We start from the raw sequence: 20,577 nt of genomic DNA on the forward strand, positions 1-20,577 counted from the left end.
GGCAGCTTCGCCAAATGCAAACTTTATGCAATTGGCATAGACTAAATAAGATCTTATGATAAGAGTTGAATAAAAACAGCGCGAATGGTCGCATAACAATTCTAAAAAGGACATTATCGGTATGAGCTATTTTATTTCTTTAAAATTAACCCGGGAAACCCATCAGCGTTTTCAGCAGATTCATCAGCAATTGAATCAGGGTGAAAGTCAGAGTCTAGCCAAACCTTTAGGTGAGGTTTTGGCTGATATTTCCTGTGAAATTGTCGATCAGGTATTTGGCGAAATTGCGCGGTTATCGACTTCGGCTGATCGGGAATCGGAAAAGATGGTGCAGCACATTTTAGATACCGTACGCAAATATATGCCATGGTCGGTTTCATTCTTTGGTAATGATCGCTTGGTCCCGATGGTGAATTATTTAAAAGATAAGGCCTATGAAAAAAATGGTCAAAATTATATTTCTTATAGCGTCGATCATGTCTTGGTGGTGGAATTGCTGGAATGTGTAGAGCAAATGAAACAGGGTAATACGCATTATGTTTCGCCCGGTTTAAAAGCATTTACCCGGTTGGTCGATCAAGGGGTGACCAGTCTGGTTCGTGAGCCTAAAAACATATTGAAATTCAATTTGGTGGTCGATAAAACCTTAAATGGGGTGATTCATTTAACCACCCAGATGGGTTATAAGCGTTTAGAAAAGCTGGGTACACAGTACGATTCACAAATGACCCACCGTTATTTTGATCATTTTCTGATGTTTTTAAATCACGAGCAAAAACATTAATAAGGTATCAATGCATTAAGGTATCAACACATTATCAATCTATAAGTGGAATGAGGAACAACAAGATGGCGCAGCAGAACAGTTTAGACAATAAAGTGGTATGGATTACCGGTGCATCTTCAGGTTTGGGTAAGGCGCTAGCACAGGAGTGTGCTTTACACGGTGCACAGATTGTACTTACTGCCCGCCGTAAGGATGAACTGGAAAATGTGCGTCAAAGTTTAGTCAATCCGGATCAGCATATTTGTATCAGTGCCGATATTACTGATGAAACGCAAGTTCGCCATGCATATGAACAGGTTTTAAATGAGAAAGGGCGTATTGACTGGTTAATTAATAACGCCGGCCTGAGTCAGCGTGCCTTAATTGCCGATACCACCATGCAAACTGAACGCGCAATTATGGAAGTGGATTATTTCTCTCAAGTGTTCCTCACCAAAACCGTTTTGCCGACGTTCTTAAAGCAAAAATCAGGTCGAATTGCGTTTGTTTCCAGCGTTGCAGGTTTATTGGGAACCCAATACCGCGCAAGCTATTCAGCAGCTAAAGCCGCGATTCATATGTGGGCAAACAGCTTAAGAGCAGAAGTGGCGGATGAAGGCGTGGGCGTTTCTGTTATTTTCCCCGGTTTTATTAAAACTAATGTTTCATTTAATGCCTTAAATGGCGAAGGCAAAGCACAAGGCCATCAAGATGAAGCGATTGAAAATGGCTTGCAACCTGAAGAATTTGCCAAAACTGTCGTTAAATCCCTCCTGAATGATGAAGAATATATTGTGGTTGGGGGGACTAAAGAAAAACTTGGTGTTTTGGTTTCGCGTTTATCACCAACCACACTGTATAAAATGATTCGCAAGATGAAGGTGAAGTAAGCAAAGCTTTCTCACTTTTTAAAGTGCAGAAATATTTGTATATCGAGTGGAAGTTGAACTCAAAAGGGATGCTCCCTCTACCTGTAGAAGAGGGTGGGGAGGAAGGTAGATTTTATGAAAATATAATCCCTCCCTTAGGCAACATTGTTGTCACCTTTCATAAAGGGAGGAGCTATTAAAAATCTCTCTTATGCAGTTGTAGTTCTTGGTTTGAGCAAAGGAAGATTTTTATAAATTTAAGGTTTAATTGCCGTTCCATAAGCAAATACTTCTACTACCCCGCCTTGCATGCCCAGTTCAGTGGTACTCAATCGCAAGCCCAGAATATGCGATGCGCCTATTTTTTCAGCTTCCAGTTTTAAACGCACAATAGCTTCACGTCTAGCACGCTCAACTACGCTTTCATAACTGGTTAAACGGCCACCCAAAAAGTTCTGAATATTGGCAATCACATATTTGAAGTAATCATGTGAAATGACGACATTGCTGCTCACCAACTGTCCCTCATGAGCTGAAGTCTTAAAGCGACTATTATCCAGCGTGATATAAGCTAGCCGCTGTTCTTGTTCATCCAATTCATTTAAATGCTTTCTTTCTACATGGCGACCAAAGCCCCAGCCAATCGCAAATAAAATCACAAAGATGACAATTTTTAATATCAAGGCATCCATAGCTTAGCCTTGAGTCGGGAAGGGATCAGGCAGATTTTGTGCATTTGCTTCAACCACTACCGCAGTGCCATATACAAACAGTTCAGAAGCACCTTGGGCAATATTTGAAGTCGAAAAGCGGATACCGACCACTGCGTTTGCCCCGATGGATTTTGCTTTCTCAATCATGCGGCTCATGGCTTCCTGGCGTGATTCTTCAAGCAATTCGGTATATGCCGTCAGCTCACCACCGACTATATTTTTTAAGCCGGCCAGCAGGTCGCGTCCAACGTGTTTGCTACGCACCGTGCTGCCATAGACCACATCAACTTGACGGAGAATGGTATGTCCCGGAACAGATTCTAGATTACTTAAAAGCATTTTTTAATATTCAAATAAGGGGTTGTAGTGAAGATAGGAAATCATGCTTTAAAAAGCAATAAAAAAGCCTGCAGAGTGCAGGCTTTTTTACAATGGTTAAATATTATTGAGTGCTGTTTTCAGCTTTACGTTCAGCAGTAGAAGCTGGTTGTATAACGACATCCCCAGTGTTGGCTTTAATACCTCCACCGAGGGTTTTATACACTTCAACCTGATTATTCATGTTGGCTTGTTCAAGCAACAATAAACCTTGTTCAGCTGCATAAGATGCACGTTGCGCATCCAGTACCGTCAAGTAACTGTCAATACCTGCGCGGAAGCGGGCATTAGACAGTCGGTAGGTGGTATTGGTGGCATCAACCAAACGACGTTGTGCTGCCAAGCGGTCACCGATATTTTGGCGAACGGCCAAAGCATCATTCACTTCGCGGAAAGCGGACTGAATCGATTTTTCATAGTCAGATAATGCAATTTGCTGATCTGTTTCTGAAATTTTGATATTGGCTTTACGTGTGCCCCAATCGAAGATTGGAAGATCAATACTTGGACCAATTGACCAGACGAATCCACCAGATTTAAACAAGTCACTTAAGCTGCTTGAAGCATAGCCTGCATTACCCGTCAAACTAATGGTCGGGAACAAGCGTGCTTTAGCTGCAGCAATATTGGCACCCGCTGCAGAAAGTTGGTATTCGGCAGCACGGACATCAGGACGGTTGTTCAGCAAGTCACTTGGTAAACCCGCACTAAAGGCATTGCTTTTGCTAATACGTGTTACACGTTGAGTCGGTAACAAGTTTGCAGGAACTGGTTCACCTACAAGCAAGTTAAGCAAATTCTGTGCTTGCGCAATTTGAGTCTTGTAATTGGCAACATCATTACGTGCAGTTTCTACAGAAATCTGTGCCTGACGAACAGGAACTTCACTGTCGATTCCCACATCGAAACGTTTTTTGTTGAGGTTATAAGATTCAAGTTGAGCTTTTAAGGTTTGGTCTGCAAGTTTTAAATTTGCATTTGCAAACGAATAGTTCAACCAGGCTTGAGCCACCTGACCTATAAGCGCAATTTGAGTAGCATCACGTGCACTCGACGTTGCCAGATAAAGATCTAAAGCATTGTCTTTTAAGCTACGCACACGACCCCAAAAATCCAGCTCATAGGCAGTTACGCCCAGTCCAACATTGTAACTGGTCATTGCACCATTGGTATTGAGCGTATCTTGACGCAGCACACTACCGCTGGCACCAATTGTTGGCAGCTGATTGTTCTGGGTAATTTGATACTGTTGCTGCGCACGTTGAATATTCAAGGTCGAAGTACGTAAATCACGGTTATTGGCTAATGCCAGATCGAGCACCTGTAATAGGCGCTGATCGGCAAAAAAGTCCTTATAACCCTGTTCAGCAATAGAAGGACCAGAGTTACTGGTTAGATAACCTTGCTCTGGAATATTGGCTTGAGCGACGGGCTCTGGCCCACGCATGCTTTGACACGCTGTCAAAGCAAGCGCAAGTGCAGATACCGCAATGCTACGACCTGTAACAGACCATACCTTTTGCATCACGATGTTTGCTCCTGATTATTTGGCTTTTTAGGTTTAAATTTAAAGATACTTCGAATCCAGACATAGAACACAGGAATAAAGAAAATACCCAATAGAGTTGAACTGATTACGCCACCCAGTACACCATAACCGACAGAGTGCTGGCTACCTGCGCCTGCACCCGAAGAAAGGGCAAGCGGAAGTACACCAAAACCGAAGGCTAGGGTAGTCATGATAATTGGACGTAAACGCATTTTTGCTGCATGCAAGGTTGCGTCAAGTAAAGGCTCGCCTTTATCTTCTTGCAGTTCCTTGGCGAATTCTACAATCAGGATCGCATTTTTTGCAGCCAAACCAATGACGGCAATAATCGCGACCTGGAAGTAAATGTTATTGGTCAGATTTGGATCTTTCAGCAGAACCATACCCAGGAAAGTCAGACCCACTGCACCGACAATACCCAGTGGAATCACCAGCATAACCGAGAATGGAATTGACCAGCTCTCATACAGTGCTGCAAGACACAGGAATACAATCAGCATTGAAAGTGCATACAAGCCAAGCGTTTGTGAGCCAGATTCGCGCTCTTCCAAAGATAAACCTGTCCATTCATAGTCAAAACCGTTCATACCCATTTCAGGTAATTTGGCAATGATTTCTTCCATGGCAGCCATGGCATCACCCGAGCTGACACCTGGAGCAGGCGTACCCTGAATGTTGACTGATGAAATACCGTTATAACGCTCTAAACGTGGTGAGCCATAGGTCCATTCACCGGTGGCAAATGATGAAAACGGAACCATTTGACCTGTGCTGCTACGTACATACCACTTGTTGAGATCTTCCGGCATCATTCGTGCATCAGGAATGGCCTGTACATACACCTTCTTCACACGACCACGGTCGACGAAGTCATTAATGTATGAACCACCCCATGCAATACTCATGGTGCTGTTGATTTCTGCAATGCTGACGCCCATAGCACTGGCTTTTTCATTATCGACATAGATCTTGTACTGTGGCGTATCTTCCTGACCATTTGGACGGACACCGGCCAAACGTTTGTCCTGAGCGGCCATTCCTAAGATCATGTTACGTGCGGCCAGCATTTTTTCATGCCCATTACCCGCAGCATCTTTCAACATCAAGTTAAAGCCCGCAGAAACACCCAGTTCAGGCATTGCTGGAAGCTGTAAAGGCATCACATAAGAGGCATCTTTGGCAATCACGTTAAGCGCCATACCACGTTGAATAATGGCACCCACAGTAGATTCTTTACTGGTCCGTTCTTTCCAGTCTTTCAGCTTAATAAAGGCAAGACCGGCATTTTGACCAACACCGGTGAAAGAGAAGCCGGCAACACTAAAGACAGAGTCGACATTGGCCTTTTCACTTTCCAGAAAGAAATTCGTCATCTGGTCAATGACTTTTTCAGTACGATTCAGCGTAGCATTTGGAGGCAGCTGAACCAGCGTCATGACCACACCTTGGTCTTCATCCGGTAAGAATGAGCTTGGCAGGCTTTTGAACAAGAACAGCAGACCGACAATCACTACCGCATAAATCGCGCCGGCAATGATTTTATGAATCAGCAGTTTTCCAACCCAGTTTTGGTAGCCTTGCGCCATACGGTCGAAACGACTATTGAAGCCACGGAAGAAACGGGCAGAGTAACCATTGCTCTGTTCTTTGTCTTGATCATGCTGCTTTAATAAGGTTGCACACAGTGCGGGGGTGAATGTTAATGCCACAATCAGTGACAGAACCATTGCGGTAACCAAGGTAATCGAGAACTGACGGTAAATCACCCCGGTGGTTCCACTAAAGAACGCCATTGGCACGAATACCGCGGACAATACCGTGGTAATACCAATCAGTGCACCTGAGATCTGACTCATCGACTTTTCAGTCGCTTCAACAGGCTCGAGGTGTTCTTCCACCATAATACGTTCAACGTTTTCGACCACCACAATCGCATCGTCGACCAGTAGACCAATGGCAAGAACCATGGCAAACATCGTCAGCGTATTAATCGAGAAGCCGAATAAGTTAATAATAGCAAAGGTACCCAATACCACCACAGGCACTGCCATGGTTGGAATAATGGTTGCGCGCCAGTTCTGCAAGAACAGGAACATCACCAGGAACACAAGGATAATTGCCTCAATTAAAGTGTGAACTACACTTTCAATTGAAAGTTTGATAAATGGTGTTGTATCAAACGCCAGCTGATCTTTTAAACCAGTGGGATAATTTTTACGTAACTGTACTAAACGTTCTTCTACCGCAGTTGCTGTATCTAATGCATTTGCACCAGTGGCCAGTTTAATCGCTACACCGCCCGCAGGCTTGCCGTTAAATTTAGAGGTAAACTGATAGTTGTCCGAGCCTAATTCAACTTTGGCAACATCACCCAGAGTTACTTTTGCTCCAGTACCGGCACTTTTTAGATAAATATTACGGAACTGATCTACTGTTTGTAGCAGGCTTTGCGCATTTACGGTCGCATTTAAAACCTGACCTTCAACAGCAGGAGCACCGCCCAATTGACCCACCGCAACCTGTGCATTTTGGGTGCGCAGGGCGGCTACCACATCACTTGGAGAAAGCTGGTAGCTGGCTAGTTTGGCAGGATCAAGCCAAATACGCATTGCATATGAACCACCAAACACCTGAACTTCACCGACACCGGCAACGCGGCTGAGCGGTTCAGAAATATTCGAGTTCACATAGTCTTTAATGTCGGCATCGCTCAGTTCACCATTCGGTGAATAGAAAGCCAATACCTGCAAGAAGCTTGCACCTGACTTGGTTACTCGAAGTCCTTGACGTTGTACATCTTCAGGTAAAAGTGCAGTTGCAGACTGTAATTTGTTCTGGACTTGAACTTGGGCAATATCAGCATCGATCCCTTGTTCAAAGTTCAAGGCGATAGAAGCTTGACCATTACCCGCACTATTTGAAGAAATATAGCGCAAGCCATCCAGGCCATTCATTTGCTGCTCGATGATCTGGGTCACTGTATTTTCTACAGTTTCCGCAGATGCACCTGGATAAGTCGCAGAAATACTAACCGTTGGCGGAGCAATGGTCGGATATTGTGCAATCGGCATTTTGCTGATGGTTAAAATACCCGCCAGCATAATCACCAATGCAATCACCCATGCAAAAATCGGGCGATGAATAAAAAAGTGAGCCATTATCGTCTACCCCTTATGTATTTGAAGTAGATTTTTGTTCAGTTTTAGGTTGTGCTTGCTGCGCAGGTTGAGCGGCTTTATTGGCTTCTGCTGCAGGCTGACCTGCACCTTGAGGAGCAGCGGCCGGTTGATAAGGCTTGGCAACCACAGTTGCACCTTCTTTAACCTTGGCAATACCATCAACAATCACTTTTTCACCGGTTTTTAAACCAGAAGTTACGATCCAGTCTTTACCTTGTACACCGGCAGTTTCCACAGGACGTGTTTCAACTTTACCTTCAGCATTCACAATCATGGCAATCGCTTGGCCAGTCGGAGTACGGGTAATCGCTGCTTGTGGAATCAACATGGCATTTGGAATTACACCTTGTACAATTTTAGCAGTGGCATACATTCCCGGAAGCAACAAATGGTTCGGGTTCGGAAATACAGCACGTAAAGTTACGGTACCAGTTTCCGGATTCACACTGGCATCAGAGAAGGCAAGGCGGCCTTCAACCGGGTAGTCGCTACCATCTTCAAGCTTAAGTTTGACTTTGGTATTATTGCTGCTGTCTAAACTGCCTTTGCTCAATTGTTGGCGTAAACGCAATAATTCAGCACTTGACTGGTTAATGTCGATATAGATGGGATCTAAACGTTGCACAGTGACCAAAGGATCTGCCTGGCTCGCCGTGACTAAAGCACCTACGGTAACAGTTGAACGGTTGGTTTGACCTGAAATTGGTGCACGCACAGTTGAATAACCGAGGTTGATTTCGGCATTTTTAAGTTCTGCCTGTGTTGCCGCAAGATCAGCTTCAGCCAATTTTACTTGCGCAGCAATATCATCATATTCTTGTTTTGAAATGGCATTGCTGCCGACAAGTTGACGATAACGTCCTTCTTTAACGCGTAATACATTCAAGTTGGCTTGTTGACGATTCAGTGCGGCACGGGCACTATCGACGCCAGCACGATTGGTACGCGAGTCAATTTCATACAAGGCTTGCCCTTCACGAACATAACTGCCTTCAGTGAAAAGTCGTTTTTGAATGACGCCACTGGTTTGTGGGCGCACTTCAGAAATTTCAAATGCCGTGGTCCGACCTGAAAGTTCCACCGATTGTTCAACGCTTTGGGGTTGAGCAACAATGACACCAACTTCAGTCGGTGGCATCTTTTGGGCTGCTGCAGCTTGCTGCGCATCCTTTGGATCTTTGCTACAACCAACAAGTGCAATACTTGTTGCTAATGCGCAAGCGGTAAGGGCGGGCGCCCATAGCTTTGCAGACATCATTGTTCCACCTCGATTAGATTTTTATCTAAAAATTAATTTGTTTTCGCTCTACTGAATTTGACGTACAGCATATAAAGTAGTGTGATCCAAATAAAACTTATGCTCCAACCAGCCAAAACATCAGAGGGGAAATGTACCCCAAGGTAAACCCTTGAAATTCCCATAATTAACAACCATATAAAAGCACAAATACAAATCAGTGTGTGCTGTGGATGTTTTTGACTCAGATAAATTGCAAGACAGCCCAAGGCAGCGGCATAAATACTATGAGCACTGGGAAATGAAGCACCATAGCTGTTGACCAGATGATACATTTCGGGTGGACGAGGTCTTGAAATTATATATTTAAGCAGCCAAACCGTGGCAATGCTTCCAATAAGCCCTAAACTTATAAAAATAACATTTGTGTATTTTTTATACCATACTTGGTGTAAACACCAGATTGTGGTTAAAAATAGCACAAATGGCATGCCACCTATAATAGAAAGTGTGATAGTAATCGTATTTAATTGCACTGTGCGATGCTGACTTATCCATTCAACCATCGCTAAATCATACTGATGAAGTGATGGAATAAAAAGCATTAATACACTGAAAATAAATAAGAAAAAACCTACACCGAGCAATAGGTACGGCATGTAAGGAACCTTTGTTATCTTGGTCAATTAGAGTAAGACTAATTTAATGGTTAAAGTGTACTCATCAGTACACTTTATTTCAAGTGTGTGTAAATTATGCTAATTACTTTTTTGCTAATTTTAAAGCTGAATTAAAAAAAAAATAACCAATTATTTATGTGTCATTTTTTGTGAAGGTAATGATTCATCTACTTCTAACGGAATCTTGGGAGGCCAAAAGAAGTCACTGGGGCGGGTCAAGAAATGAGTAAGCACCAGTTTGGCTAAAGGCTTCCATTGTTCAAATCGAACTCTTCGTGCGCGTAAGGCCACAATAATGGTCAGACTAAAACTCACAAATAAGTTCGTCAGTCCAATCAGCAGCACCCCTAAAAATGATACAAAAATCAGACCGATTTCAGGGCTACCATTAATATCGATCAAACCCTGAATAAAGTTGGCTGAAGCAAAGGCAATATGTCGAATATCAAGGGGAAGACCCAAAATAAAACCAATGGTTCCCATACTTCCAAGCATAATCCCGAATAAGAAGTTCCCCGCCAGCGCGCCTAAATTTAGTTCAATATAAAGCGCGAAACGATTCAGGCGTTCTTCTCCCATCCATTGTTTTAATCGTGCATGTGCCTGCAAACGCGGACCGACTTTACGGTATACCGCCATATTGTCGAAATAACCGGCAATCAAACCCGAGAAAAACAGACAAACTCCAGCAATGGCAGCATGTGGAATGGCCAGTGAAATAAATGGATTAAGTGAATGTAAGGTTGCAGTCGCCTTGGCATGAGACAGCAGTGGTTCATTCATTCCATATTGCCAGAGCAGGCTAATGACTGCAGCCGTTGGAATGGCAATCGAAATATTTCCGAGAATGGCAATAAACTGGGTTCGAATAATATTAATGATCAGTGCAGCAAGTTCAGCAATTTGTGCAGTTTTAGAGCCTTTTCGATGCTGTACAGTAGCGGCAAGCGCTGCTGCTGTCATCGCCGGTTGTTTGGTCGCAACGGTAAAATGCAGCACATGAATTAGCATGAAACCGAGTGAATAGTTCATGCTAAACATAAACGCCTGCATCAATGGTGCCATGACCAGTCTTGCCGCCAATATTTTTAAGGTCGCCATAGCAGCAATAATGACGCCAGCGCCTGCGGCCGCCTTGTACATCGACCAAAAACCTTTTTTGTCGGTACTTACATAGTGCTCGCCGGTTTTACTGGCATTTTCGGTCACTTGTAAGGCAATCAATTCACTGTTGTTGGCAAGTAAAGAACGTACACTCCGTTCGCTATAAATGGCAGAGGTAATATCGACCAGTAAAGCACTGAGCGACTCATAACGAATTTTGTCTTCTTCAACAATTAAGTTAATTAACAGTTCGATTCGATCTAGACACTGTTCCAGCAGTGATAATAAGTAAGTCAGACTGATACTTACCCCAATCCGTTTGATGGCACGACGAATTTTTAAAACCACATCGCGACATTGCTCAATCATGACCAACGCTTGTGAGGCATCGGGGGGAATAATGACGGCCAGAGGATCGGTATTTTGATGCAGCTTTTTATAATGCTGAATGAATTCAACAATTTCACGATTTTGAACCAGAAAAGGTGATTCGTATTCAGTTAAATCGGGTTGTGCATTGATAAATTCCGGATATAGACCAATTCCGCTAATCCGGTAAGATAAAACGGTAATAGCTTTAATTAGCTCACTGTTAATTTTAAGTTTTTCAGCCTGATTGCCATGACCTTGCCCCAGTAATGCAAATAACTTTTGCCAATCCTCACTGGAAATGCTGTCCAACCAATATTTATCACTACGTTGATAAAAAACGCGACGGACTAAATCTTGCAATTGGCTTTCGTCATTAATTAGCGGTAAAAAATGAGCGCCTACGCGTTGTGCGAGCTGATTCCAAAAACCATCCAGAGATAAAATACCGGTATCGGCATACAAACTGGTCTGTTTGTACTGGCTAATCAGTTTTATGACAAAATTTTGTAAGGTAGAAACGGCATTGGGGGTAATCAGTAATGCTTGTACAAGTGCACGAAATTTGCAGTTAATTTCTTCAGTATTGGTTGAGTCATCTGGTCGAATTCGGTTAACCAGCTCAATTAACAGTGAGTCATCAAGAACAGCTTGATGAGATTCAAGCTGCTCCTGCATTTTTAAAAATAGATCATTAAAATTTATATGCATAGGCGAGGGTTAAGTCTATTTTTTCAACATCCATCATTGAATTCGGTTTAAGGCAAGTTGGGTCAGGTTAATCAGTGCTTGGCGATATTCGCTATGCGGAAGCGCATCTAAAGCTTGCAGCGCAGATTCGGTTTCTTCTGTTGCACGTTGGCGGCAGTAATCAAGCGCGCCACAATTTTGTACAATGTCAATAACACGTTCTAATTGGGCTGTGCCACCGGTGGCAATGCTGCTGCGAACAATTTCATGTTCTTCATCGGTGGTTTTTTGCAGTGCAGAGATTAAGGGCAAAGTGGGTTTACCTTCCATTAAATCATCACCAATATTTTTACCTAATGTTTCAGCATCTGAGGTGTAGTCCAAAATATCGTCAATAATTTGAAAGGCATTACCAAAGTGACCGGCAAAAATTCGTAGCGGTTCACGGTATTGCGGTGTACCGGCTAAAATGGCCGCACCTTCTGTCGCCAGTTCAAATAAACGTGAAGTTTTACCGTGAATAATATCAAGATAAGTCTGTTCTGAGGTTTCAGGCTGATGCTGTGCTTGTAATTGTAGCACTTCTCCTTCAGCAATTTCACAGGTTCCGGTCGAGAAATCTTTGAGCAAGGTCATATCGTTTAAATCGACCAACAAATCGAAAGCACGCGAAATCAGGAAGTCACCGACCAAAACCGCAGTTTGATTATTCCAGGTGGCATTGGCAGTTGGACGACCACGACGCAAGCCTGATTCATCGACGACATCATCATGGACCAACGTTGCAGTGTGTAGCATTTCAATAACCGCCGCCAGTTTACGTTGACGTTCTATATCGGTCGCGCCGCAGGCTTTTGCCGCCAATAAGCACATAATCGGGCGCATACGTTTACCGCCTGCTTCCACTACGTGCTTACTTACTGCCATCACCAAGGCAACTTTCGAAGTAATCCCTTCATTAATAAACGTGTCCATCGCAGCAAAGTCTGAAGCAACAGGAGCGAGAATATCTTGCTTAAAGTCGATGGCCATGTGAAGAGAAACCTCTAAAAATTGAATTGCTTATTCTATAGTGTAACAACTATATCTAATGATATAGCTAAGATCTTAAGATAGTTGCTCAAATCCTGACTAGGCAACTAGTTTTAAGCGAGTGCCCGTTCTAATACCTCATCTCATATGTGACTGAGCCGGTATTGCGTAGTCTATAGTAGCGGATTGATTTCAAAAATCTATTTCATTTTATAAAATGTAAAATTTCGAGCTAAAAGTCATTTATTTTCGAGATTTAGATCGTTTATAAAATAAACATCCAATCCGCGCAAAAAAACCTTAAAATGGCTTGTTGTTTGATTTATTATCACTTACTATGTTTGCCCTAATATATACCCCAGTGGCGCTCGTATTAAGATCGGTATATTCCTTTATCGACACGACGACACGGGCATGTTTGGAGTACATTATGTACGCAGTAATCCAAAGCGGTGGTAAACAGCACCGTGTTATTGAGGGTGAAACCCTTAAAGTAGAATTGTTGAAAGCTGAAACTGGTACAACTATTACGTTTGATGACGTATTAATGCTTGTAAACGGCGAAAGCATTCAAATTGGTGCTCCAGTTGTTGCTGGTGCTACAGTAACTGCTGAAGTAGTTAGCCACGGTCGTCACGACAAAATCCGTATTGTTAAAATGCGTCGTCGTAAACATTACCGTAAACAACAAGGTCACCGTCAATGGTTTACCGAGTTGAAAATTACTGCTATTTCAGGCTAATTACGAGGATTATGAAACATGGCTACTAAAAAAGCTGGTGGATCGACACGTAACGGTCGTGACTCGAACCCTAAAATGTTAGGTGTTAAAATGTATGGCGGTCAATCTGTGACTGCTGGTAACATTATCGTTCGTCAACGTGGTACAGAATTCCATGCTGGTACAAACGTAGGTATGGGCCGTGACCATACTTTATTTGCTACCGCTGATGGCGTGATCAAATTCGAAGTGAAAGGCCAGTTCGGTCGTCGCTACGTATCTGTTGAAGCGTAAGCTTAAATAGAAAAAAACCCACATTTGATGTGGGTTTTTTATGTCTGTAAATTGGTTGAAAATAATCAGCGTCTTCATAATGATGTAGAAAAAACGACATTGAACATTAATAACAATACAAAACTTCTTATTTTCTCAATTATTAGAAAGAAAAATTGGTTTAAGATGGCACATTGAAGAAATTGTAATACAGCAAATAAAAAGGTGATGAGATGAAAATGCTTCGTAAAACCCTATGTGCTATGACATTAGGTACAGCAACGCTTGCACCGATCATGAGTACTGCTGTTTTTGCTGCGCCTGTTGCAGCGTCGGAGCAGCAAGCAACCAACAACTTGGTCAAACAGTTAACTAATATCCGTAGTTTGTCAGCAAATTTTGAACAAACGACCAAAGCCACTTCGGGGAGTAAAGTAGCTCAGAAAAAAGGCTTAACCGGACAACATATGAATCAGACCTTTAAAGGTGTAATGAAGGTTGCCCGTCCTGGTAAGTTTTTCTGGGAAACCACCAGTCCGTCAAAACAGACTATTGTGACTTCAGGTAAAACCGTCTGGATTTATGACCCTGACTTGCAACAAGCAGTTCGTCAAAGTCTGGATGATCAAGTTGCGAATACACCAGCTTTATTATTGTCGGGCGATACCAGCCAGATTATGCAATCTTACCGGGTGACACAACCGGATAAAGGCAAGACTTATTACACCTTGCTGCCTAAAGACCGTGATGGTGCATTCCAAAGCTTGACCATTAGTTTTGGTGTCAACAAAGCACCAAGTTTAATGATTTTGGAAGATTCACTGGGTCAAACCACCTATGTTCGATTTAACAATGTGAAAGTGAATCCTTCAATTCCAGCATCAACTTTTAATTTTACACCGCCTAAAGGCACAGATATTATTGATCAGTAATTAATTAATTTATAATGAGTTAATTAAGTAATTATTATTTAAAAGCAGTCATCCGTGACTGCTTTTTTAGTTTATATTGCGCTAAAAATATAGCGATGCTTTTATAGACAAAATAAACTTAGGCAAAAATAAATCTAAGCTGCAGAATAAATGTTCTAATTGCTCAGATATAAAGATAATAAGCGAAGGGGGGAAATAACCAAGATCAATGGTTCCTTAAAAAAACAAAAAATAAAAAATGAAAGCAGCAGAGAAAAAAGCTCAGGAGAATTTAAAAAGTGAAAAATAAAAATGTACTGAACCCAGTTGTGGATTATCCGCGTTTCACAGATTTAAAATCAAAATTTAATACTTATCGTCAAAAATTCATGGGACTGGGGGTGACTTGGCTACAAAAACGATCCATAGCTTCATCCAAAAATAAAACGAAAAATCCTTATCTTCATGGGATATTTGCTCCCGTAGGTGAAGTTGAAAACAGGGAGTTCAATATTATTGGTGAAATTCCAAAGCAATTAACGGGGCTATTGTTAAGACTAGGACCAAATCCGATTCATGTGGAAAATCAAGATGCCTATCATTGGTTTACAGGCGATGGAATGCTGCATGCTTTAAAAATTGAACAGGGTCAAGCAGTGTGGTTTAAAAGCCATTATATTGAAACGGATGCCCTGCAAAAGCAAAAGAACAAGCCTGTTAAAGCTGGATTTCGCCGTGGTCCCAGTGATGTGGTGAATACCAATGTTTTTTATCATGCCAATAAAATTTGGGCGAGTGTGGAAGCGGGTACTTTGCCAGCTCGCATAGATCTAGACCTGAATACAGAAGAACACCGTTTTTTTAATACCGATGCAGACCTGCCTTTTACTGCACATCCGCATAAAGACAATAAAACCGCCCATTTACATGCCATTTGCTATGATGCGCTGGATATTAAGCATGCCTATTATGAAGTCATTGATCAGCAAGAAATGTTGCTGCATTGGGCTAAAATACCTGTGCAACACGGTCCCATGATTCATGATTGTGCCATTACCGAGCAGGATATTTTAATTTTTGATTTGCCGGTAACATTCTCTTTCAAGCAACTTATCAAAGGGAATCCCTTGCCTTATGCGTGGAATGAAAAGCATGCTGCACGCATTGGTATTTTGCCTAAATATGGTCGTGTAGATGAAGTACAATGGATTTCTATAGAGCCTTGTTTTATTTTCCATGCTGCAAATGCTTATCGGAGTGATCAACAGCAAATCATTCTGGATGTAGTGGTTCATCGCTACATGTTTAAAAAATCCCATCAAGGTCCATTTGAGCAGCAGAATACTCAATTGCAGCGCTGGACAATTGATCTAAAGCAAAATACTGTCGACCGACAGGTATTGGATGCACAGGCGCAAGAATTTCCGAGAATTGACGAGCGCTATACCGGTGAAAAGCATCGTTATATTTATAGTATTAGTTTTGATCCTATGACAATGATCAAAGCCAATCACTTGATTTGTCACGACCTGCAAATAAATGAAAAAGCCACATATAAATTTGGTGATCAATAGGTGACCGGAGAAGTCGTTTTTATTCCCGAGTCATCTAATGCGGCTGAGGGCGAGGGTTACTTATTATCCTATGTACATCACATCAATAAAGAAGGTTCAAAAGTGGGGATTTTAAAAGCCCAAGGTTTAAATATTCAGCCTCAAGCAGAAATTTTGCTTGGTGTACATGTGCCATTGGGCTTTCACGGAAATTGGGTCGATTTATCATAAAATTAGGGAATGTTTATTTTGTTTATCACGATTAGATTAAATATTTTTAAAGATACAATTTAAAATTTCATTTAGTTACTGAGCTTTGTATAGTGAAGCCGCATGATAAAAGGCACTAGGTTGTTAAAATAAGATGAAAATACGCATGAATCAACAATGGCTCTGGATACTTCCTTTTTCTTTTGCTGCACTGGTGATGACCGGATGTCAGGAGCGAACTGCCCCACAAGCTGAACAGGCAGTAACAACAAAGCAGGAAAAGGCAGAATCCATTGCATTAATTCAAGCCAAAGTTGTTCCTGTGAAACTGAGCAAACCTGAAGCTTGCGATGCAGATGGCTGTATGCAGTACGACATTCAGACGGTAAAGACCAATCTTAATTGGATTGACGATTATTTTATCGAGCGAATTAAAAAAGCCGATCCTATTGCTTTTTCAACCGCACCGAATCAAAAAATCAATACTGCTGAAGGTGCTAATCCCAATCTAAGTCAAAGTTCGACCTATGTACGTTTTATTGGGCAGCAATATGACCGCGCGACCTTTGCCATTCAGACTTACAATTATTCATCGGGTGCAGCACATGGCATGTATCACCAGGAATTTGTGAATTTTGATTTGAAAAACCAGAAACGTCTGGCGCTACAGGATATTCTGGTGAAGGGTACAGAACAGCAAGTATTAGATGCGCTTTATGATTCAAATAGCATCTGGTTAGATCAGCATAGTATTGAGCGCAGTAAGCTGAAGTTAAGTGATAATTTTTACTATGGGGCGAATGGGATTGTATTTGTCTATCCTCTATATGAGTTGGCTTCCTATGCAGAAGGGATGACCGAACTGACCTTGCCTTATGTTGCATTGACCAAATTGATCAAAGCAGAATATTTGCCAAGTTTGCCGCACTATTCGATGCCTTGATTTTTAGTTAATTCGGTTGAATTTGCTTTAATAAGGCGCAGCTGTAAGCTCGGTCACTGTCTTTTTTAGCGTTTAGCGCTTACACTATAGCCAGTTTTTTTCTTTGCAAAAGATTGGCTATGATCGACCCGAAATTAATCAGAAATAATATTGAGGCTGTAAATTTAGCCTTAGCAAAACGTGGCGTACAGCTGAATGTAGAAGAGTGGGCTTCACTGGAAGCGCGCCGTAAAGAGCTTCAATCGAAAACTGAAGCTTTACAGGCAGAGCGTAATTCGGGTGCTAAACAAGTTGGCCAAATTAAAAAATCTGGTGGCGATGCATCTGAAATCATGACGCGTATGGCTGCGATTGGTGATGAAATTAAAGCAGCTGAAGTTGCGCTTGCTGAATTGCAAAATGAAATTGAAACCAAGTCTCTCAGCATTCCAAACATGCCGCACGAATCTGTACCTGAAGGTAAAGATGAAGACGATAACGTTGAAATTTTAAAATGGGGCACACCGCGTCAATTTGATTTTGAAATCAAAGATCATACTGACCTGGGTGAATGGATGGGCGGTTTGGAGTTTGAAACTGCAACCAAATTGACAGGTACGCGTTTTAGCGTATTAAAAGGTCCATTGGCGCGTTTACAACGTGCGCTTACCCAATTCATGCTGGATACCCATACCTTAAAAAATGGTTATACCGAAGCCTATGTCCCGTATCTGGTGAATGCAGAATCTTTACGCGGTACCGGTCAGTTGCCTAAATTTGAAGAAGACTTGTTCAAGTTACAAGGTGAAAAAGAACTGTATCTCATTCCGACTGCGGAAGTGCCGGTAACCAATTTCGTGCGTGATGAAATTGTCGATCCAGATCGTTTACCTCTGAAATATGCAGCGCATACCCCATGTTTCCGTAGTGAGGCAGGTTCGTATGGTCGTGATACCCGTGGTTTGATCCGTCAACACCAGTTCGACAAAGTTGAAATGGTACAAATTGTTAAACCTGAAGAGTCTATGCAGGCTTTAGAAGAGCTGACGGGTCATGCGGAAGGTATTTTGCAGGCGCTTGGTCTTCCATATCGTAAAATCATCCTGTGTGGTGGCGATATGGGCTTTGGCGCAATCAAGACTTATGATTTGGAAGTCTGGGTGCCAAGCCAAAATACTTATCGTGAAATTTCCAGCTGTTCATGTATGGGCGACTTCCAGGCACGTCGTATGAAAGCACGTTACCGTGTCGACCAAAAGAAAACCGAATTTGTGCATACCTTGAACGGTTCGGGTTTGGCCGTGGGTCGTACCTTGCTTGCGGTGATGGAAAATTATCAACGTGCAGACGGTTCTATTGAAGTTCCTGAAGTGCTTCGTCCATATATGGGTGGTGCAGAATTTATTGATTAATCTCCGGATTGATCAATAAATCTACAAATAGCACAGTTTTGTGCATGAAAATTGTTTAAGACAGTCAGATTTAAAAATACTGAGGTAATTCGTGGATATCTTTCCAATCTCTTTAAAGTTGCAACAGCAACCTTGTCTGATTGTCGGTGGCGGACGTATTGCTTACCGTAAAGCGGTACTTTTGGCAAAAGCAGGTGCAATCATTCACGTGATAGCACCTGAAATTGAAGCCAATCTTCTTGAGATTGTGCAAGCGTACCACGGGCAATATGTCCAAGCGCCTTTTAGTCCAGATATTCCGTTACGCAATTACCGTTTGGTGATTGCCGCAACCAATGATAAAGCGACCAATATTCAAGTTTTTGAAGCGTGTGAAGCTGAAAAAATATTGGTAAATAGTGTAGATGATCCACCGCATTGCCGTTTTATGGTTCCCGCCATTATTGACCGTTCACCCCTAGTGGTTTCGATTGCCACCAATGGCACATCACCGGTTTTATCCCGTCAAATCCGTACCCAGTTAGAAGCAAGCATTCCATATGGTATGGGAAAACTGGCTGATTTTTCCGGGAAATGGCGTGCTGCCGTCAAAGCTAAAATTGAAAATCCAGATGAACGTCGTATTTTTTGGGAAGACTTGTATGCAAGTCCCCTCAAGGAACAGGTGTTTAATGGCAATATGGCAGAAGCGGATCGTTTAATTGAACAAGCTTTAATGGAGTGGCAAACCCCAAAAGGTGAGGTTTATTTGGTCGGTGCAGGTCCGGGTGATCCGGAACTTTTGACCTTAAAAGCTTTACGCTTGATGCAACAGGCTGATGTGGTTATTTATGACCGTTTGGTGTCACTGCCGATTTTAGATTTATGTCGCCGTGATGCAGAAAAAATCTATGTCGGCAAGGCCCGTTCCAATCATAGTGTTCCTCAAGATGGTATTAATGCTTTATTGGTGGAATATGCAGCGCAAGGTAAGCGTGTTTGCCGTTTAAAAGGCGGTGATCCATTTATCTTTGGTCGTGGTGGTGAAGAGATTCAAGAACTCTTTGCTGCAGGTGTGGCTTTTCAGGTGGTGCCGGGGATTACCGCGGCATCGGGCTGTTCTGCTTATGCCGGTATTCCTTTAACGCATCGTGATTATGCGCAAAGTGTCCGCTTCCTGACTGGACATTTGAAAGAAGGTTCGCCTGAATTGCCGTGGCATGAACTGGTCTATGAAAACCAGACCCTGGTGTTGTATATGGGCTTGGTCGGATTGGAAAAAATCTGTGCCCAACTGATTGCACATGGCCAGCGTTCTAATATGCCAGTAGCCCTTATTTCTAAAGGTACAACACCGGACCAGAAAGTGGTGGTAGGAACTTTGGCAGACATTGCATCAAAAGTGACAGAACATCAAATTAAGGCACCCACCCTGACCATTATTGGTGAAGTAGTAAGTTTGCGCGAACAGTTACAGTGGCAAGGCTAATTCAAGCTTGTCATTTTATTTAAAGTAGAGAAATCCCGTGATTCATGTTGTATTGTATGAGCCAGAAATTCCTGCAAATACAGGGAATATTATTCGTTTATGTGCCAATACCGGTGCGCAACTTCATTTGGTAAAACCGCTTGGTTTTGAGCTGGATGATAAAAAGCTCAGACGTGCAGGTTTGGATTATCATGAATGGGCACATATGAAAGTTTGGGAAAACTTTGCAGAATGTGTTGCTCATTTAAAAGAGCAGGGTATTGAAAATGATGCAATTTATCCTTTAACCACCAAAGGTGTTGAAACCCCGCATACTTCAAATTTAAACCGTCCGGTAGCATTATTGATGGGACCTGAAACACGGGGTTTGCCTGAAGATGTACGTATGATGTTCCCGAAAGAACACTGGATTCGGTTGCCGATGGCAGAAAATTCACGCAGTTTGAATTTATCCAATGCAACTGCTGTGATCCTTTATGAAGCATGGCGTCAGCAAGGCTTTCAAGAATTAAAATAAGTTCTTCAAGTTTTATAAAAACCA

Annotated in this window: 17 protein-coding genes and 1 pseudogene; 10 read left to right on the forward strand and 8 right to left on the reverse strand. The window is 42.3% G+C overall.

What is annotated here, in order from left to right; all coding sequences use genetic code 11:
* Positions 1 to 121 precede the first annotated feature (121 nt).
* Positions 122 to 784 (forward strand): hypothetical protein, encoded by a 663-nt coding sequence (locus AY606_RS00425; protein ID WP_067863116.1) that lies wholly within the window; start codon positions 122 to 124, stop codon positions 782 to 784.
* Positions 785 to 849: 65 nt separating this feature from the next.
* Positions 850 to 1,656, forward strand: a complete 807-nt coding sequence (locus AY606_RS00430) for an SDR family oxidoreductase (protein WP_067863119.1) — start codon at positions 850 to 852, stop codon at positions 1,654 to 1,656.
* Positions 1,657 to 1,892: 236 nt separating this feature from the next.
* Here the strand turns inward: AY606_RS00430 and AY606_RS00435 are convergent, their stop codons facing one another.
* From AY606_RS00435 to sdsA, 8 genes are all read right to left on the reverse strand, one after another.
* On the reverse strand, positions 1,893 to 2,327 hold the full coding sequence (locus AY606_RS00435) for a YbjQ family protein (RefSeq protein WP_067863121.1): 435 nt from the start codon (positions 2,325 to 2,327) through the stop codon (positions 1,893 to 1,895).
* A 3-nt stretch (positions 2,328 to 2,330) separates the two neighbouring features.
* Entirely contained in the window at positions 2,331 to 2,687 is a 357-nt protein-coding gene (locus tag AY606_RS00440) for a YbjQ family protein (protein ID WP_067863124.1), read from the reverse strand.
* Between the two features lie 103 nt (positions 2,688 to 2,790).
* The gene (gene adeK, locus AY606_RS00445) at positions 2,791 to 4,251 is read right to left on the reverse strand and encodes a multidrug efflux RND transporter AdeIJK outer membrane channel subunit AdeK (protein WP_067863127.1); all 1,461 of its coding nucleotides are present in this window, start codon (positions 4,249 to 4,251) and stop codon (positions 2,791 to 2,793) included.
* Positions 4,251 to 7,433: an efflux RND transporter permease subunit gene (locus AY606_RS00450; protein WP_067863130.1), complete on the reverse strand. Its 3,183-nt coding sequence runs from the start codon at positions 7,431 to 7,433 to the stop codon at positions 4,251 to 4,253. Before AY606_RS00450 ends, adeK begins: the two co-directional genes overlap by 1 nt.
* Positions 7,434 to 7,446: 13 nt before the next feature.
* On the reverse strand, positions 7,447 to 8,712 hold the full coding sequence (locus AY606_RS00455; RefSeq protein WP_067863132.1) for an efflux RND transporter periplasmic adaptor subunit: 1,266 nt from the start codon (positions 8,710 to 8,712) through the stop codon (positions 7,447 to 7,449).
* A 32-nt stretch (positions 8,713 to 8,744) separates the two neighbouring features.
* Positions 8,745 to 9,350 (reverse strand): phosphatase PAP2 family protein, encoded by a 606-nt coding sequence (locus AY606_RS00460; protein WP_067863135.1) that lies wholly within the window; start codon positions 9,348 to 9,350, stop codon positions 8,745 to 8,747.
* A gap of 150 nt (positions 9,351 to 9,500) precedes the next feature.
* Positions 9,501 to 11,555 (reverse strand): site-specific recombinase, encoded by a 2,055-nt coding sequence (locus AY606_RS00465; protein ID WP_067863138.1) that lies wholly within the window; start codon positions 11,553 to 11,555, stop codon positions 9,501 to 9,503.
* Between the two features lie 33 nt (positions 11,556 to 11,588).
* Complete coding sequence (gene sdsA, locus AY606_RS00470) at positions 11,589 to 12,566, reverse strand: All-trans-nonaprenyl-diphosphate synthase (RefSeq protein ID WP_067863141.1); 978 nt, start codon at positions 12,564 to 12,566, stop codon at positions 11,589 to 11,591.
* A gap of 430 nt (positions 12,567 to 12,996) precedes the next feature.
* On the opposite strand from sdsA, the gene rplU reads away from it, so the two are divergent.
* The 8 genes and pseudogenes from rplU (at position 12,997) to AY606_RS00510 (ending at position 20,553) form a co-directional block, all read left to right on the forward strand.
* On the forward strand, positions 12,997 to 13,308 hold the full coding sequence (gene rplU, locus AY606_RS00475) for a 50S ribosomal protein L21 (protein ID WP_067723976.1): 312 nt from the start codon (positions 12,997 to 12,999) through the stop codon (positions 13,306 to 13,308).
* A gap of 18 nt (positions 13,309 to 13,326) precedes the next feature.
* On the forward strand, positions 13,327 to 13,581 hold the full coding sequence (gene rpmA / locus AY606_RS00480; protein WP_067723977.1) for a 50S ribosomal protein L27: 255 nt from the start codon (positions 13,327 to 13,329) through the stop codon (positions 13,579 to 13,581).
* Between the two features lie 212 nt (positions 13,582 to 13,793).
* Positions 13,794 to 14,492, forward strand: a complete 699-nt coding sequence (lolA, locus tag AY606_RS00485) for an outer membrane lipoprotein periplasmic chaperone LolA (protein ID WP_067863145.1) — start codon at positions 13,794 to 13,796, stop codon at positions 14,490 to 14,492.
* Positions 14,493 to 14,860: 368 nt separating this feature from the next.
* Positions 14,861 to 16,255 (forward strand): annotated as a pseudogene (locus tag AY606_RS00490) (carotenoid oxygenase family protein).
* Between the two features lie 145 nt (positions 16,256 to 16,400).
* Positions 16,401 to 17,177, forward strand: coding sequence for an RsiV family protein (locus AY606_RS00495; protein WP_081408333.1), 777 nt, complete (start codon positions 16,401 to 16,403; stop codon positions 17,175 to 17,177).
* A 119-nt stretch (positions 17,178 to 17,296) separates the two neighbouring features.
* Entirely contained in the window at positions 17,297 to 18,568 is a 1,272-nt protein-coding gene (serS, locus tag AY606_RS00500) for a serine--tRNA ligase (RefSeq protein WP_067863151.1), read from the forward strand.
* A 91-nt stretch (positions 18,569 to 18,659) separates the two neighbouring features.
* Positions 18,660 to 20,036 carry a siroheme synthase CysG gene (gene cysG / locus AY606_RS00505; protein WP_067863154.1) on the forward strand — a complete coding sequence of 459 codons (1,377 nt, stop codon included), beginning with the start codon at positions 18,660 to 18,662 and terminating at the stop codon, positions 20,034 to 20,036.
* A 37-nt stretch (positions 20,037 to 20,073) separates the two neighbouring features.
* Positions 20,074 to 20,553, forward strand: coding sequence for a tRNA (cytidine(34)-2'-O)-methyltransferase (locus tag AY606_RS00510; RefSeq protein WP_067863157.1), 480 nt, complete (start codon positions 20,074 to 20,076; stop codon positions 20,551 to 20,553).
* Positions 20,554 to 20,577 lie beyond the last annotated feature (24 nt).

Source organism: Acinetobacter sp. SFB (genome assembly GCF_001647545.1).
Taxonomy (GTDB): domain Bacteria; phylum Pseudomonadota; class Gammaproteobacteria; order Pseudomonadales; family Moraxellaceae; genus Acinetobacter.

Bases quoted from the DNA above. Each gene is read 5' to 3' on its own strand.
- AY606_RS00425 (WP_067863116.1), top strand. From the start codon at position 122: ATGAGCTATTTTATTTCTTTAAAATTAACCCGGGAAACCCATCAGCGT.
- AY606_RS00430 (WP_067863119.1), top strand. From the start codon at position 850: ATGGCGCAGCAGAACAGTTTAGACAATAAAGTGGTATGGATTACCGGT.
- AY606_RS00435 (WP_067863121.1), bottom strand. From the start codon at position 2,327: ATGGATGCCTTGATATTAAAAATTGTCATCTTTGTGATTTTATTTGCG.
- AY606_RS00440 (WP_067863124.1), bottom strand. From the start codon at position 2,687: ATGCTTTTAAGTAATCTAGAATCTGTTCCGGGACATACCATTCTCCGT.
- adeK (WP_067863127.1), bottom strand. From the start codon at position 4,251: ATGCAAAAGGTATGGTCTGTTACAGGTCGTAGCATTGCGGTATCTGCA.
- AY606_RS00450 (WP_067863130.1), bottom strand. From the start codon at position 7,433: ATGGCTCACTTTTTTATTCATCGCCCGATTTTTGCATGGGTGATTGCA.
- AY606_RS00455 (WP_067863132.1), bottom strand. From the start codon at position 8,712: ATGATGTCTGCAAAGCTATGGGCGCCCGCCCTTACCGCTTGCGCATTA.
- AY606_RS00460 (WP_067863135.1), bottom strand. From the start codon at position 9,350: ATGCCGTACCTATTGCTCGGTGTAGGTTTTTTCTTATTTATTTTCAGT.
- AY606_RS00465 (WP_067863138.1), bottom strand. From the start codon at position 11,555: ATGCATATAAATTTTAATGATCTATTTTTAAAAATGCAGGAGCAGCTT.
- sdsA (WP_067863141.1), bottom strand. From the start codon at position 12,566: ATGGCCATCGACTTTAAGCAAGATATTCTCGCTCCTGTTGCTTCAGAC.
- rplU (WP_067723976.1), top strand. From the start codon at position 12,997: ATGTACGCAGTAATCCAAAGCGGTGGTAAACAGCACCGTGTTATTGAG.
- rpmA (WP_067723977.1), top strand. From the start codon at position 13,327: ATGGCTACTAAAAAAGCTGGTGGATCGACACGTAACGGTCGTGACTCG.
- lolA (WP_067863145.1), top strand. From the start codon at position 13,794: ATGAAAATGCTTCGTAAAACCCTATGTGCTATGACATTAGGTACAGCA.
- AY606_RS00495 (WP_081408333.1), top strand. From the start codon at position 16,401: ATGAATCAACAATGGCTCTGGATACTTCCTTTTTCTTTTGCTGCACTG.
- serS (WP_067863151.1), top strand. From the start codon at position 17,297: ATGATCGACCCGAAATTAATCAGAAATAATATTGAGGCTGTAAATTTA.